Below are 14,241 nucleotides of genomic sequence, written 5' to 3' on the forward strand. Positions count from 1 at the left end.
GCATGCCCAACGGCGCCCCCAGCAAGATCACGCAGGGCACTCGCACCAAGGGCGGCATCGGCGAGTCCACGCTCCGTCCCGACGGCATCCTCAAGGTCACCGGAGAGTTCGCCTACTCGTCCGACATGTGGCACGAGGACATGCTCTGGGGCCAGATCCTGCGCTCCACGCGCGCGCACGCCGAGATCGTGTCGATCGACACGAGCGAGGCCCTGGCCACCCCGGGCGTGTATGCCGTGCTGACGTACGACGACCTGCCGGCCGACGTGAAGCACTACGGCCTGGAGATCCGGGACACCCCCGTCCTGGCCCACGGCAAGGTGCGCCACCACGGCGAGCCGGTCGCGATCGTCGCCGCCGACCACCCGGAGACCGCGCGCCGCGCCGCCGCCCGGATCAAGGTCGACTACCGGGAACTGCCCGTCATCACCGACGAGGCCTCCGCGACCGCCCCGGACGCGCTCCTCGTCCACGAGAACCGCACCGACCCGCACGCCGCCCACGTCCCGCACCCGAACGTCGTCCACCGGCAGCCGATCGTCCGCGGCGACGCGGCCAAGGCCGCCGAGAAGGCCGACGTGATCGTCTCGGGTGACTACTGCTTCGGCATGCAGGACCAGGCGTTCCTCGGCCCCGAGTCGGGCCTCGCCGTGCCCGAGGAGGACGGCGGCGTCCACCTCTACGTGGCCACCCAGTGGCTCCACTCCGACCTGCGTCAGATCGCGCCCGTGCTCGGTCTGCCCGAGGACAAGGTCCGGATGACGCTGTCCGGCGTCGGCGGCGCGTTCGGCGGCCGCGAGGACCTGTCGATGCAGATCCACGCCTGCCTGCTGGCGCTCCGCACCGGCAAGCCGGTCAAGATCGTCTACAACCGCTTCGAGTCCTTCTTCGGGCATGTCCACCGCCACCCGGCCCGGCTGCACTACGAACACGGCGCCACGAAGGACGGCAGGCTCACCCATGTGACATGCCGGATCGTGCTCGACGGCGGCGCCTACGCCTCCGCCTCACCGGCCGTCGTCGGCAACGCCGCCTCCCTCGGTATCGGCCCGTACGCCGTCGACGACGTCGAGATCGAGGCCATCGCGCTGTACACCAACAACCCGCCGTGCGGTGCGATGCGCGGCTTCGGCGCGGTCCAGGCGTGCTTCGCGTACGAGGCGCAGATGGACAAGGTCGCCGCCCGGCTGGGCATGGACCCGGTGGAGTTCCGCCGGCTGAACGCGATGGAACAGGGCACCGTCATGCCGACCGGGCAGCGGGTCGACTCGCCCGCCCCGGTCGCCGAACTGCTGCGCCGCGTCAAGGCGATGCCGATGCCGCCGGAGCGCCAGTGGGAGAGCAGCGAGGGCGTCGACGTACGGCAGCTGCCCGGCGGCCTGTCCAACACGACCCACGGAGAAGGCGTCGTACGCGGCGTCGGCTACGCGGTCGGCATCAAGAACGTCGGCTTCTCCGAGGGCTTCGACGACTACTCGACCGCAAAGGTCCGGATGGAGGTCGCCGGCGGCCGGCCGGTGGCCACCGTGCACACGGCGATGGCCGAGGTCGGCCAGGGCGGCGTCACCGTCCACGCGCAGATCGCCCGCACCGAACTGGGCGTCACCCAGGTGACCATCCACCCCGCCGACACACAGGTGGGCAGCGCCGGTTCGACCTCGGCCTCCCGGCAGACGTACGTCACCGGCGGCGCCGTCAAGAACGCCTGCGAGCTGGTGCGCGAGCGGGTCCTGGAGCTGGGGCGCCGCAAGTTCGGCGCGTACCACCCCGCCTGGGCGACGGCCGAACTGCTGCTGGAGGGCGGCAAGGTCGTCACCGACGGCGGTGAGGTGCTCGCCGACCTGGTGGACGTCCTGGAGGACGAGACCGTGGAGGTGGAGGCGCGGTGGCGGCACCGGCCCACCGAGCCCTTCGACCTGCGCACCGGCCAGGGCAACGGCCATGTGCAGTACTCCTTCGCCGCGCACCGCGCCGTCGTGGAGGTCGACACCGAGCTGGGCCTGGTCAAGGTCGTCGAGCTGGCCTGCGCCCAGGACGTCGGCAAGGCGCTCAACCCGCTGTCGGTCCTCGGCCAGATCCAGGGCGGCACCACGCAGGGCCTGGGCATCGCGGTGATGGAGGAGATCATCGTGGACCCGGTGACGGCGAAGGTGAGGAACCCGTCCTTCACGGACTATCTGATCCCCACCATCCTGGACACGCCGACCATCCCCGTCGACGTGCTCGAACTCGCCGACGAGCACGCGCCGTACGGGCTGCGCGGGGTCGGCGAGGCCCCCACCCTGTCCTCGACCCCGGCCGTCCTCGCGGCGATCCGGGACGCGACCGGGCTGGAGCTGAACAGGGTGCCGGTCCGGCCGGAGCACGTGGCTCTGCCGGTTTGCGGGAGTTCTCGGCTGGGTTGGCTGTGACCGGCCGGCATTGGCTGCGGGTGTCATCTGTGGTCTTCGGCTGCGGGTTCGGTGTGGCTGGTCGCGCAGTTCCCCGCGCCCCTTTGGGGCGCGCCGGTTGAGCCGCATGTTTGCTAGCGCGTCGTGCCCCATGGGGGTGTCTTTCGTGGGGAGGGTGGTGGCATGTTGGAGATCGCCGGGGAGTTGAACCGGTGGGTCGGGCGGGGGCGTGATGTCGCTGTGGCCACCGTGGTCGCGGTCGGTGGCAGCGCGCCGCGGCTGCCCGGCGCCGCCCTCGCCGTGGACGCCGACGGCACCGCGATCGGCTCGGTCTCCGGCGGCTGTGTGGAGGGCGCCGTGTACGAGCTGTGCCGGCAGGCGCTCCAGGACGGCGAGAGTGTCCTCGAACGCTTCGGCCACAGCGACGCGGACGCCTTCGCCGTCGGCCTGACCTGCGGCGGCGTCATCGACGTCCTGGTCACACCGGTGCGCGCGGCCGATCCCGTCCGCCCGGTGGCCGCCGCCGCGCTGGCCGCCGCCGCGTGCGGCGAGGCGGTGGCGCTCGCGCGGATCGTCGCGGGCCAGGCCGGGCCGGTCGGGCGGGCGCTGCTCGTGCGCGCCGACGGCGGCTTCGAAGGGGGCTTCGGCGGCCACCCGGAACTGGATCGCACCGTCGCCGCCGAGGCCCGCGCCTTCCTGGACGCGGGCCGCACCGGCACTCTGGAGATCGGCGAGCGGGGCTCCTGCTGCGGGGCGCCGCTCACCGTCCTGGTCGAGTCGTCCGTGCCGCCGCCCCGGTTGATCGTCTTCGGCGCGGTCGACTTCGCGTCGGCGCTGGTGCGGATCGGCAAGTTCCTCGACTACCACGTGACGGTGTGCGACGCCCGTCCTGTCTTCGCGACGCGGGCCCGGTTCCCCGAGGCCGACGAGATCGTCGTGGAATGGCCGCACCGGTATCTGGAGCGGACCGCCGTCGACGGCCGGACCGTGCTGTGCGTCCTCACCCACGACGCCAGGTTCGACGTACCGCTGCTCCGGTCGGCGCTGCGCCTGCCGGTCGCGTACGTCGGCGCGATGGGCTCACGCCGCACCCACCTGGATCGCAACGAGCGGCTGCGCGAGGCCGGCGTCACCGAACTCGAACTGGCCCGGCTGCGTTCCCCGATCGGCCTCGACCTCGGTGCCCGCACGCCCGAGGAGACGGCCCTGTCGATCGCGTCGGAGATCGTGGCGAACCGTCGCGGCGGCACCGGCGCCTCTCTCACCGGCGTCCGCACCCCGATCCACCGCGACCCCGTCGCGCCCCCGCCCCACCGCATCGACCCGGTGGCCTGACCGGGGCCGGCGACGGAACGCCACGACGTACGCGCCGCCGCCACGTGCCCGTCCGGCACCGCCGGTTCGGGACGGGGTTCCTCAGCCCTTCCTGAGCAGGGAGTCGACGGCTCGTCCGAAGACGGCCCGGGAGACCCGGACCAGCAGGGGGTCGAAGAGCGCCGGGAGCCCGCGGACGCGCAGTTCCTCCCGCCACAGCACCCGGGTGCGGCCGCCGGGGCCCGGACGGACCTCCAGTTCCGCCCAGCCGAGGACCACCCGGCCCCGCTTCGTCAGGCGGACGAGCCCGGGCCTGCCGTCGGCCGGCGGGCACCACACCGTGACCTCCATCGGGTCGTCGAAGGCGAACGGTCCGATGCCCGTGCGGGCCACGACGCGCGTGCCCACCCCGGTCGGCGGATCGGTGACCACGGTGACGCGGGTCAGTGGCACCGCGTCGCCGTGCCGGGGCCACTCGGTGAGCCGGCGCCACGCCTCGTCGAGGGGAAGCGGTGGCGTGCGCTGGAGGAGGAAGCCGACCACGGGACGATCTTAGGGAACCACCCGGCGGGCAGGGCGCGTCCAGCGGTCCGTTCGGCCGTCCGTCATCGGCAGGGTGTGCGGAGCGGATGCACGCACAAGGTGTATAGCCCTCGGTGGGTCGTCGTATCACCATGGGAGGCAGGGGGAGCCCCACCTCCGGCGGAGAGGACCGACCATGCGGTTCCAGGACCGAAGCCAGGCCGGACGGGAACTCGCCGGGCGGCTGTCCGCCCTGCGCGAGCGGGGCGGCCTGCCGGACCCCGTCGTACTGGCCCTGCCCCGCGGCGGCGTCACGGTGGCCGCGGAGATCGCGCGGGCCCTCGGCGCCCCGCTCGACGTGCTGCTCGTCCGCAAGATCGGCGCCCCGCAGCACGAGGAGTTCGGCATCGGCGCGATCGCGGGCGACGATCCTCCCCTCTACGACGAGCACAGCCTTCAGCGGCTCGGTCTGAGCGAGGAACGCCTCGCCCCCGCGGTGGCCCGGGAACGGACGGAACTGCACCGTCGTGAGCGGCGCTACCGCGGGGGCCGCCCGCCGCCCGGGCTGGCCGGCCGCACGGTGATCGTCGTCGACGACGGGCTGGCCACCGGCTCCACGGCGCGCGCCGCGCTGCGCCATGTCCGCCGCCAGGCGCCCGCGCGGCTCGTCCTCGCCGTCCCCGTCGGCGCGCCCGAGTCGCTCGACGCCCTGCGCACCGAGGCGGACGACATCGTGTGCCTGTACGCGCCGTACTCCTTCAGCTCCGTCGGCCAGTGGTACGACGAGTTCGGACAGCTCACCGACGACGACGTGATCGACGCGCTGCACACGAGCTGACGCGCCGCGCACGGAAACCGAGGAGGCCCAGGGTGCCGCAGCTGCCGGCGGAGGAGGCGCGACGGCGGTTCACCGCCGCCCGCGTGGCACGGCTCGCGACGGTCGACGAGGCGGGCCGGCCCCATCTGGTGCCGGTCGTGTTCGCGGTGCGGGTCGGGACGGACGGGTCCGGCGCCGACGGCATCGTCATGGCCGTGGACAGCAAGCCGAAGACCACGACCCGGCTGAAGCGGCTGCGCAACATCGCCGCCCGGCCCGCCGTGTGCCTGCTGGTGGACTCGTACGGCGAGGACTGGGGCCGGCTGTGGTGGGTCCGTGCCGACGGCGAGGCCTGCGTCCTGCCCCCCGCCGCGCCCGCCGATGCCGATGCCGGCGATGCGGCCGGTGCCCATGCCGATGCCGACGATGCCGGCGATGCGGCCGGTGCCCATGCCGATGCCGACGATGCCGACGATGCGGCCGATGCCCATGCCGACGCCGACGCCGACGACGCGGCCGACGCCGACGCCGACGCCGACGCGGTCGCCGACGCCGATGACGACGACGCCGCCGTGCGGGCCGAGCGGCGGGCCGCGCTCGGCCTGCTGTGCGACAAGTACCCGCAGTACCGCGACCACCCGCCGACCGGACCGGTCGTGGCCGTCACCGTGCTGCGCTGGACCGGCTGGCGGGCGGGCCCCACGGCCTGAGCGCCGCGCCGGACCCCGCGTCGGGCACTGCCCGCGCCGCCCACGGCCTGGACGGGGTACCCGCCGCCGCACCGGACAGAGCCCGCACTGCTGCGCCTCGCCACGCGCCGCCCCCCTCGGCATGTCAACCGGCCGTGGCGGTCTTCGGCGGCCGGGAGGCGGGCCCGACCCGGGCCCGTCGGCGGCGCCGCCGAGGAGCGACCGCGGCAGGACGCCCGACGTCCGGGGCGCACCCGGTGGCCGAACGCGCGGCACGGCCCAGGCACGGCGGAAGACGGTCCCGGGGCCACCACGCCGCGCTCGAAGTGAGGCCTTGCGCGGCATCCGTCGAACCCCCGCCGCGGTCCGGCCCATGCCAGTGCTGCGGCCCTGACGACAACCCGGCCCACGACCTGCCTGTCGGCCGCGCGCTGCACAGCAGAGCCCCCTGCGGCCGGAGGCCCGTGGCGCGGGGTGCGTGAACGGGGGCCGTTGCCGGGCACAAGACTTGTACAGCTCCTTTTCTTGAATGGTTCGCCTTTGGGGCGGTAGGTTGACCGCCATGACCGCAGCCCCGCCTCCGACCGCCGCCGACGAGCTGCGCGGTGCCGGTCTGCGCGTGACGGCCGCCCGCGTCGCACTGCTCGACACCGTCCGGCACGGCGACCACCTCGGCGTCGACACCATCGCCTCCGGGGTGCGCGAGCGTGTCGGTCACATCTCCCTCCAGGCCGTGTACGAGGGCCTGCACGCCCTCACCGGGGCCGGACTCATACGCCGTATCGAACCGGCGGGCAGCCCCGCCCGGTTCGAGGGCCGTGTCGGCGACAACCACCACCACCTCATCTGCCGGTCGTGCGGTGCCGTCGCCGACGTCGACTGCGCGGTCGGCGACGCCCCCTGCCTGACCGCCTCCGACGACCACGGCTACGCCATCGACGAGGCCGAGGTCATCTACTGGGGCCTGTGCCCCGGTTGTTCCACCGCCCGCAGTTCCTGAGCACAAGATCCGCCCAGCCTGGAAGGATTTCCATGTCCGAGAACCATGAGGCAATCGTCACCGACCCGAAAACGGAGGAGACAGGCGGCTGCCCGGTCGCGCACGGTCGCGCCCCGCACCCGACGCAGGGCGGCGGCAACCGCCAGTGGTGGCCGGAGCGGCTCAATCTGAAGATCCTTGCGAAGAACCCCGCCGTGGCCAACCCGCTCGGCGCGGATTTCGACTACGCCGAGGCCTTCAAGTCCCTCGACCTCCCGGCCGTCAAGCGGGACATCGAGGACGTGCTGACGACCTCTCAGGACTGGTGGCCCGCCGACTTCGGCCACTACGGCCCGTTCATCATCCGCATGGCCTGGCACAGCGCCGGCACCTACCGGATCAGCGACGGCCGCGGCGGCGCCGGCGCCGGCCAGCAGCGCTTCGCCCCGCTCAACAGCTGGCCGGACAACGCCAACCTGGACAAGGCCCGCCGCCTGCTGTGGCCGGTCAAGAAGAAGTACGGCCAGAGCCTGTCCTGGGCCGACCTGCTGGTCCTCGCCGGCAACGTGGCCCTGGAGTCCATGGGCTTCGAGACCTTCGGCTTCGGCGGCGGCCGGGTGGACGTCTGGGAGCCGGAGGAGGACGTCTACTGGGGTCCCGAGACCACCTGGCTCGGCGACCAGCGCTACACCGGCGACCGCGAGCTTGAGAACCCGCTCGGCGCCGTCCAGATGGGCCTCATCTACGTCAACCCGGAGGGCCCCAACGGCAACCCGGACCCGATCGCCGCGGCCCGCGACATCCGTGAGACGTTCCGCCGCATGGCGATGAACGACGAGGAGACCGTCGCCCTGATCGCCGGCGGCCACACCTTCGGCAAGACCCACGGCGCCGGCCCGGCGGACGCCGTCGGCCCCGACCCCGAGGCCGCCTCGTTCGAGGAGCAGGGCCTCGGCTGGAAGAACAGCTACGGCACCGGCAAGGGCGCGGACACCATCACCTCCGGCCTTGAGGTCACCTGGACCAGCACCCCCACCCGGTGGAGCAACGGCTTCTTCGACAACCTGTTCGGCTACGAGTGGGAGCTGACCGAGAGCCCGTCCGGCGCCAAGCAGTGGAAGCCGAAGGACGGCGCGGGCGAGGGCACGGTGCCCGCCGCCCACGACCCCTCGAAGAAGATCGCCCCGGCGATGCTCACCACCGACCTGGCACTGCGCTTCGACCCGGTCTACGAGCCGATCTCCCGCCGCTTCCACGAGAACCCCGCGGAGTTCGCGGACGCCTTCGCTCGGGCCTGGTACAAGCTGACCCACCGTGACCTGGGCCCGAAGTCGCTGTTCCTCGGCCCGGAGGTGCCCGAGGAGACCCTGCTGTGGCAGGACCCGCTGCCGGCCGCCGAGGGCGAGACCATCGACGCCGCGGACATCGCCGCGCTCAAGGCCAAGCTGCTCGACTCGGGCCTGACGGTCGCGCAGCTGGTCTCCACCGCATGGGCCTCGGCGTCCACCTTCCGCGGCAGCGACAAGCGCGGCGGCGCCAACGGCGCCCGCATCCGGCTTCAGCCGCAGAGCGGCTGGGAGGTGAACAACCCGGGCGAGCTGGCGACGGTGCTGCGCACCCTGGAGGGCATTCAGCAGGAGTTCAACTCCGGCGCCAAGAAGGTCGCCCTGGCCGACCTGATCGTGCTCGGCGGCAGCGCCGCCGTGGAGAAGGCCGCCAAGGACGCCGGTCACGACGTGGAGGTCGCCTTCGCCCCGGGCCGCGTCGACGCGACGGAGGAGCACACCGACGCGGAGTCGTTCGCCGCGCTGGAGCCGACCGCCGACGGGTTCCGCAACTACCTCGGCAAGAGCAACCGGCTGCCGGCCGAGTACCTGCTCCTCGACCGGGCGAACCTGCTCACCCTGAGCGCCCCCGAGCTGACGGTCCTCGTCGGTGGTCTGCGCGTCCTGGGCGCGAACCACGACAACTCGAAGCACGGCGTCTTCACCGACACCCCCGGCACCCTGACCAACGACTTCTTCGTCAACCTGCTGGACCTGGGCACCACGTGGAAGGCGACCTCGGAGGACCAGACCACCTTCGAGGGCCGGGACGCCGCCACCGGCGCGGTCAAGTGGACCGGCACCCGCGCCGACCTCGTGTTCGGCTCCAACTCCGAGCTGCGTGCGCTCGCCGAGGTCTACGCCGGCGACGACGCGAAGGAGAAGTTCGTGACGGACTTCGTCGCCGCCTGGACGAAGGTCATGAACCTCGACCGGTTCGACCTCGCCTGATCGTTCCGACCGCTCAGACCGCTCCGACCGCTCCGACCGCTCAGACTGTTCTGACCGTTCGGGTGTTCCGACGGTGACGACCGGACGTCCGGGCCGGCCCACGGTGGCCGGCCCGGACGTCACCTTATTCGCGTGTGGCGTCACAGGGGCTGACGGGCGACCGCCGCCAGGAACGTCCCGTACGCGAGTGACACGGCCGTCAGCGTGCCGCCCAGCAGCAGCGCCCTCGCCCGTTTCGTGCGCCAGGTCCGCACGAGCGCCAGGGCGAGGGGGACGAGGAGCGGGAACGCGGGCAGCAGGAAACGGGGCTTGGACGCGAACGGCCCCGACACCGCCACCACCATGAGGAGCAGCGTGCCCGCGAACACCACCAGCGGCAGCGGGGCACGCCCCAGACACAGCAGGCCGAACAGCACCACCCCGGCGGCCACGACCACCAGGGCCAGCGGATAGACGACCCCGCCGCCGTGCAGGAACAGCGCCTTGAGGAAGCGCAGGGCGCCCCTGCCGAAGTCGAGGCGGGAACTCCAGGCGCTCTGCACCCGGAAGTAGCCGTGCAGCAGATCCCCGGTCCGCCGCCCCACCCACAGCACATAGCCCGCCCAGCCCAGCGGGGCGAGGACGGCACCCACCCACAGCCCGGCCGGAACCCGACCGCGGCACCGCAGGACCGCGTACCCGGCCGCCGCGACGACCGCCACGGCCGCGGCGATGCCGTTCGGCCGGGACAGCCCGGCCAGGGCCGCGAGCACCCCGGCCGTCAGCCAGCGGTCCGTGAGCACGGCATACAGGCACCAGGCCGCGAGCGCGGCGAACAGCGGCTCGGTGTAGGCGAGGGTGAGGACGACCGAGTGCGGCAGCGAAGCCCACAGCGCCACCCACGCGGTGGCGACGGCACGCCCGTACAGCCGGTGGCCGACGGCGTAGATCCCGCAGGCGGCCACCACCGCCGCGCACCACGCGATCAGCAGAGCGGCCCCGCCCGGTGAGAGGGGCAGCACGGCCGTGACCGCCCGGATCAGGGTCGGATACAGCGGGAAGAACGCCCAGTCGGTCTGCACGTCGCCCGTCGGGGTGATCCAGATCAGATGTCCGTAGCCGTGCGTGGCGATGTGCAGGTACCAGTTGGAGTCCCAGGAGTGGGCGAGGTTCTTCGTGACCGGCCGGCCGTACAGCCGGCTCGTCACGACGACCGCGACGACACCGGCGGCGCGGACGGCCAGGAACACGGCGAGGGCCGGGAGCAGGCCGGCCGGGGCCGGGTGCCAGGGCCGCCGGGCCGCGGGACGCCGCACCGGCGGGTACGGCACGGCGGGTTCGGGAAGCGGTGCGGAAGGCGTGCTCACCCTTTGACCTTGAACACGCCCCGCACCGCACGCAATCCGGACTCCGCCCTTCTTACCCGCCGTATACGTCCCTGGGGGGAGAGCCCCCGACAGGAGCGCCCTCGGTAAGAGCCGCCCCTGAAGACGGCCGGGGCGTCAGCGGGTGCGGGGCTGGTTGAAGCGGAGCATGTTGCCGGCCGGGTCGCGGAAGGCGCAGTCCCGGACGCCGTAGGGCTGGTCGATCGGCTCCTGCAGGACCTCGCCGCCGGCGGCTCGGATCCGTTCGAAGGTGGCGTCGACATCGTCGGTGGAGAAGATCACGCCGCGCAGCAGACCCTTGGCCAGCAGTTCCGCCATGGCCTGCCGGTCGGCCGGCGAGGCGTTGGGATCGGCGAGCGGCGGTTCGAGGACGATCTCCACGTCCGGCTGCGCGGGCGAACCTACGGTCACCCAGCGCATCCCCTCGAAGGCGACGTCGTTGCGCACCTCCAGACCGAGGACGTCACGGTAGAAGGCGAGCGCCTTGTCATGGTCGTCGACTGCGATGAAGCACGTGGACAGCTTGATGTTCATGCCACCGACGCTACGAGGTGATGCCCGGATCCGCTTCTTCGATCCTGACCGGTTGCCCGCCCGGGCCCGGCCGGCCGTTTCTGACCGGGCGTGTGAAGATCTTGGCCATGCACGCCGGGATCGCGGCGCCCGCGTCGTGCGCGCGGGCCCGGTACGCGCTCGGGCTCTCCCCGACCAACTCGGTGAAGCGCGAGCTGAACGACCCCAGGGACGTACAGCCCACCTCGAAGCAGACCTCCGTCACGCTCAGGTCGCCCCGCCGCAGCAACGCCTTGGCACGCTCGATACGGCGGGTCATCAGATAGCTGTACGGCGTCTCACCGAACGCGGCGCGGAAGCTGCGGGAGAAGTGTCCGGGCGACATGAGGGCGACGGCGGCCAGCGCGGGCACGTCCAGCGGCCGGGCGTAGTCGCGGTCCATCACATCCCGGGCGCGCCGCAGTCTCACCAGGTCCTCAAGTGTCACGCGCCCCAGCATCGCACGCCCCACCGACAACCCCCACCGCCCGCCGCCACGGGGCCCGGCCCCGACACCGCCGCCCCGGTCAGGCATGCCTTGACCCGACGACACGACGCGGCGCCGGAAGAAAAAAAGGGGGTGGTCACGTGGGCGGGGGAGCGGGCTATTCTCTGACCGCAGCCAGGCGGCCTTGCGCCGTGCCCCGGGACCGCGATGTCCCGGTGCCGGTCCCCTCTCCGCCGAGGTCGGCCCTGGCTCGGCCACGCCCACCCGCACACCGCGCCGGTCGGCGCTCGCGCCGAGCGCGCCCGGACGGTGTCGCACGGGCGTCGCGCGGCCCCGGCCGACACCCCGGTCCGCCAGATCACCGGCGGACCGCTGCCGCGTCCGCGCCGACCACGCCGACGCAGACCGCCAAAGCGGTCGAGCCGGCCCACCCACCACAGGGAGAGACGATGACCAACGCCCCGAGCACGGACACCCGGGCGGCAGCGGACATGCCGGCGCACGTCGCCGACAGCCACGATCTGATCCGTGTGCACGGCGCGCGCGAGAACAACCTCAAGGACGTCAGCGTCGAGCTACCGAAGCGCCGGCTGACGGTGTTCACCGGGGTGTCCGGCTCGGGCAAGAGTTCCCTGGTGTTCGCCACGATCGCCGCGGAGTCGCAGCGGCTGATCAACGAGACGTACAGCGCCTTCGTGCAGGGCTTCATGCCCACCCTCGCCCGCCCCGAGGTCGACGTGCTCGACGGGCTGACCACCGCGATCATCGTCGACCAGCAGCGCATGGGGGCCGACCCGCGCTCCACCGTCGGCACCGCAACCGATGCCAACGCGATGCTGCGCATCCTCTTCAGCCGCCTCGGCGAGCCGCGCATCGGCCCGCCCGGCGCGTACGCCTTCAATGTGCCCTCGGTCCAGGCGAGCGGTGCGATCACCGTCGAGCGCGGCGCCAAGAAGACGGAGAAGGCGACCTTCAGCCGCACCGGCGGCATGTGTCCGCGCTGCGAGGGCCGGGGCCGCGTCTCCGACATCGACCTGACCCAGCTCTACGACGACAGCAAGTCGCTGAGCGAGGGCGCGCTGACGATCCCCGGCTACAGCATGGACGGCTGGTACGGCCGCATCTTCACCGGCTGCGGCTTCTTCGACCCGGACAAGCCGATCCGCGCGTACACCAAGAGGGAACTGAACGACCTCCTCCACAAGGAGCCCACCAAGATCAAGGTGGACGGCATCAACCTGACGTACGAAGGGCTGATCCCGCGGATCCAGAAGTCGATGCTGTCGAAGGACATCGACGCGTTGCAGCCGCACATCCGGGCCTTCGTGGAGCGGGTGGTGACCTTCGCCGTCTGCCCCGAGTGCGACGGCACCCGGCTGAGTGAGGGCGCCCGCTCCTCGAAGATCCAGGGGATCAGCATCGCCGACGCCTGCGCGATGGAGATCCGCGATCTCGCCGAGTGGGTCCGCGGCCTCGACGAGCCGTCGGTGGCCCCGCTGCTGGCCAAGCTCCGGCACACGCTGGACTCGTTCGTGGAGATCGGCCTCGGCTACCTGGCGCTGGACCGGCCGTCGGGCACGCTGTCGGGCGGCGAGGCGCAGCGCGTCAAGATGATCCGCCACCTCGGCTCCGCGCTCACCGACGTCACCTACGTCTTCGACGAGCCCACCGCGGGCCTGCACCCGCACGACGTCCAGCGGATGAACGACCTGCTGCTGCGGCTGCGGGACAAGGGCAACACCGTGCTGGTCGTGGAGCACAAGCCGGAGCTGATCGCCATCGCCGACCATGTCGTGGACCTGGGCCCCGGCGCCGGCACGGGCGGCGGCACCGTCTGCTTCGAGGGCACCGTCGAGGCGCTGCGGGCCTCCGACACCGTCACCGGCCGTCATCTCGACGACCGTTCGGCCCTGAAGGAGACGGTGCGCAAGCCCACCGGCGCGCTGGAGATCCGCGGCGCGTCCGTGAACAACCTGACCGGCGTCGACGTGGACGTCCCGCTCGGTGTGCTCACCGTCGTCACCGGCGTCGCCGGGTCCGGCAAGAGTTCGCTGGTGCACGGCTCGATCCCGGCCGACGAGGGCGTGGTCTCGGTCGACCAGAGCCCGATCCGCGGGTCGCGGCGGAGCAACCCGGCGACGTACACGGGGCTGCTCGAACCGATCCGCAAGGCGTTCGCGAAGGCCAACGGCGTCAAGCCCGCGCTGTTCAGCGCCAACTCCGAGGGCGCCTGCCCCGCCTGCAACGGCGCCGGGGTCATCTTCACCGACCTGGCGATGATGGCCGGCGTCTCCTCGCCCTGCGAGGACTGCGAGGGCAAGCGGTTCCAGCCGTCGGTCCTGGAGTACACGTTCGGCGGCCGTGACATCAGCGAGGTCCTCGCGATGCCGGTGTCCGAGGCCGAGGAGTTCTTCGGCTCGGGCGAGGCGCGTACCCCGGCCGCCCACCGGATCCTCACCCGGCTCGCCGACGTCGGGCTCGGCTACCTCACCCTCGGCCAGCCGCTCACCACGCTCTCCGGCGGCGAGCGGCAGCGGCTCAAGCTGGCCACGCACATGGCGGACAAGGGCGGCGTGTACGTCCTCGACGAGCCGACGGCCGGCCTGCACCTCGCCGACGTCGAGCAGTTGCTCGGCCTGCTGGACCGGCTCGTGGACTCCGGCAAGTCGGTGATCGTCGTCGAGCACCACCAGGCGGTCATGGCACACGCCGACTGGATCATCGACCTGGGCCCCGGCGCGGGCCACGACGGCGGCCGCATCGTCTTCGAGGGCACCCCGGCAGACCTCGTCGCGGCCCGCTCCACCCTCACCGGCGAGCACCTCGCGATCTACGTCGGCGCCTGACCGGGCCTTCGGCGGCCCCCGCGGTACGGCTCCGACCACCCGCC

At 72.7% G+C, this 14,241-nt stretch carries 10 protein-coding genes and 1 pseudogene; 7 read left to right on the forward strand and 4 right to left on the reverse strand.

Features of this window, described 5'->3' with window-relative positions; genetic code table 11:
* Positions 1-2 precede the first annotated feature (2 nt).
* On the forward strand, positions 3-2,411 hold the full coding sequence (locus ACFYTE_RS07700; RefSeq protein WP_388706253.1) for a xanthine dehydrogenase family protein molybdopterin-binding subunit: 2,409 nt from the start codon (positions 3-5) through the stop codon (positions 2,409-2,411).
* A 162-nt stretch (positions 2,412-2,573) separates the two neighbouring features.
* Complete coding sequence (locus ACFYTE_RS07705; RefSeq protein ID WP_388706256.1) at positions 2,574-3,725, forward strand: XdhC family protein; 1,152 nt, start codon at positions 2,574-2,576, stop codon at positions 3,723-3,725.
* A gap of 81 nt (positions 3,726-3,806) precedes the next feature.
* Here ACFYTE_RS07705 and ACFYTE_RS07710 read toward each other — a convergent pair whose 3' ends face one another.
* Positions 3,807-4,247 (reverse strand): SRPBCC family protein, encoded by a 441-nt coding sequence (locus tag ACFYTE_RS07710; RefSeq protein WP_388706259.1) that lies wholly within the window; start codon positions 4,245-4,247, stop codon positions 3,807-3,809.
* A gap of 175 nt (positions 4,248-4,422) precedes the next feature.
* Between ACFYTE_RS07710 and ACFYTE_RS07715 the strand changes: the two genes are divergently transcribed.
* The 4 genes and pseudogenes from ACFYTE_RS07715 (at position 4,423) to katG (ending at position 8,987) form a co-directional block, all read left to right on the forward strand.
* Positions 4,423-5,064 carry a phosphoribosyltransferase gene (locus ACFYTE_RS07715; RefSeq protein WP_388706261.1) on the forward strand — a complete coding sequence of 214 codons (642 nt, stop codon included), beginning with the start codon at positions 4,423-4,425 and terminating at the stop codon, positions 5,062-5,064.
* 32 nt (positions 5,065-5,096) lie between these two features.
* Positions 5,097-5,420, forward strand: a pseudogene (locus ACFYTE_RS07720) (TIGR03668 family PPOX class F420-dependent oxidoreductase); the annotation flags it as partial.
* 874 nt (positions 5,421-6,294) lie between these two features.
* A complete protein-coding gene (locus ACFYTE_RS07725; RefSeq protein WP_388706264.1) occupies positions 6,295-6,732 on the forward strand; it encodes a Fur family transcriptional regulator in 438 nt (145 codons plus the stop codon).
* Positions 6,733-6,764: 32 nt separating this feature from the next.
* Positions 6,765-8,987 carry a catalase/peroxidase HPI gene (gene katG, locus ACFYTE_RS07730; protein WP_388706266.1) on the forward strand — a complete coding sequence of 741 codons (2,223 nt, stop codon included), beginning with the start codon at positions 6,765-6,767 and terminating at the stop codon, positions 8,985-8,987.
* Between the two features lie 140 nt (positions 8,988-9,127).
* Here katG and ACFYTE_RS07735 read toward each other — a convergent pair whose 3' ends face one another.
* The 3 genes from ACFYTE_RS07735 to ACFYTE_RS07745 all read right to left on the reverse strand — a co-directional run bounded on the left by ACFYTE_RS07735 (position 9,128) and on the right by ACFYTE_RS07745 (position 11,351).
* Complete coding sequence (locus ACFYTE_RS07735) at positions 9,128-10,333, reverse strand: hypothetical protein (RefSeq protein ID WP_388706269.1); 1,206 nt, start codon at positions 10,331-10,333, stop codon at positions 9,128-9,130.
* A 135-nt stretch (positions 10,334-10,468) separates the two neighbouring features.
* Positions 10,469-10,885 carry a VOC family protein gene (locus tag ACFYTE_RS07740; protein ID WP_388706272.1) on the reverse strand — a complete coding sequence of 139 codons (417 nt, stop codon included), beginning with the start codon at positions 10,883-10,885 and terminating at the stop codon, positions 10,469-10,471.
* Between the two features lie 10 nt (positions 10,886-10,895).
* Positions 10,896-11,351, reverse strand: a complete 456-nt coding sequence (locus ACFYTE_RS07745; RefSeq protein ID WP_388706274.1) for a helix-turn-helix transcriptional regulator — start codon at positions 11,349-11,351, stop codon at positions 10,896-10,898.
* A 449-nt stretch (positions 11,352-11,800) separates the two neighbouring features.
* Between ACFYTE_RS07745 and ACFYTE_RS07750 the strand changes: the two genes are divergently transcribed.
* Positions 11,801-14,197: an ATP-binding cassette domain-containing protein gene (locus ACFYTE_RS07750; RefSeq protein ID WP_388706277.1), complete on the forward strand. Its 2,397-nt coding sequence runs from the start codon at positions 11,801-11,803 to the stop codon at positions 14,195-14,197.
* Positions 14,198-14,241: the final 44 nt, after the last annotated feature.

The organism is Streptomyces sp. NPDC004629 (assembly GCF_042873595.1).
Lineage (GTDB): Bacteria > Actinomycetota > Actinomycetes > Streptomycetales > Streptomycetaceae > Streptomyces.

What these genes read in the sequence shown, in the direction of transcription:
- ACFYTE_RS07700 (WP_388706253.1), top strand. Translation starts at nt 3, where the DNA reads ATGCCCAACGGCGCCCCCAGCAAGATCACGCAGGGCACTCGCACCAAG.
- ACFYTE_RS07705 (WP_388706256.1), top strand. Translation starts at nt 2,574, where the DNA reads ATGTTGGAGATCGCCGGGGAGTTGAACCGGTGGGTCGGGCGGGGGCGT.
- ACFYTE_RS07715 (WP_388706261.1), top strand. Translation starts at nt 4,423, where the DNA reads ATGCGGTTCCAGGACCGAAGCCAGGCCGGACGGGAACTCGCCGGGCGG.
- ACFYTE_RS07725 (WP_388706264.1), top strand. Translation starts at nt 6,295, where the DNA reads ATGACCGCAGCCCCGCCTCCGACCGCCGCCGACGAGCTGCGCGGTGCC.
- katG (WP_388706266.1), top strand. Translation starts at nt 6,765, where the DNA reads ATGTCCGAGAACCATGAGGCAATCGTCACCGACCCGAAAACGGAGGAG.
- ACFYTE_RS07740 (WP_388706272.1), bottom strand. Translation starts at nt 10,885, where the DNA reads ATGAACATCAAGCTGTCCACGTGCTTCATCGCAGTCGACGACCATGAC.
- ACFYTE_RS07750 (WP_388706277.1), top strand. Translation starts at nt 11,801, where the DNA reads ATGACCAACGCCCCGAGCACGGACACCCGGGCGGCAGCGGACATGCCG.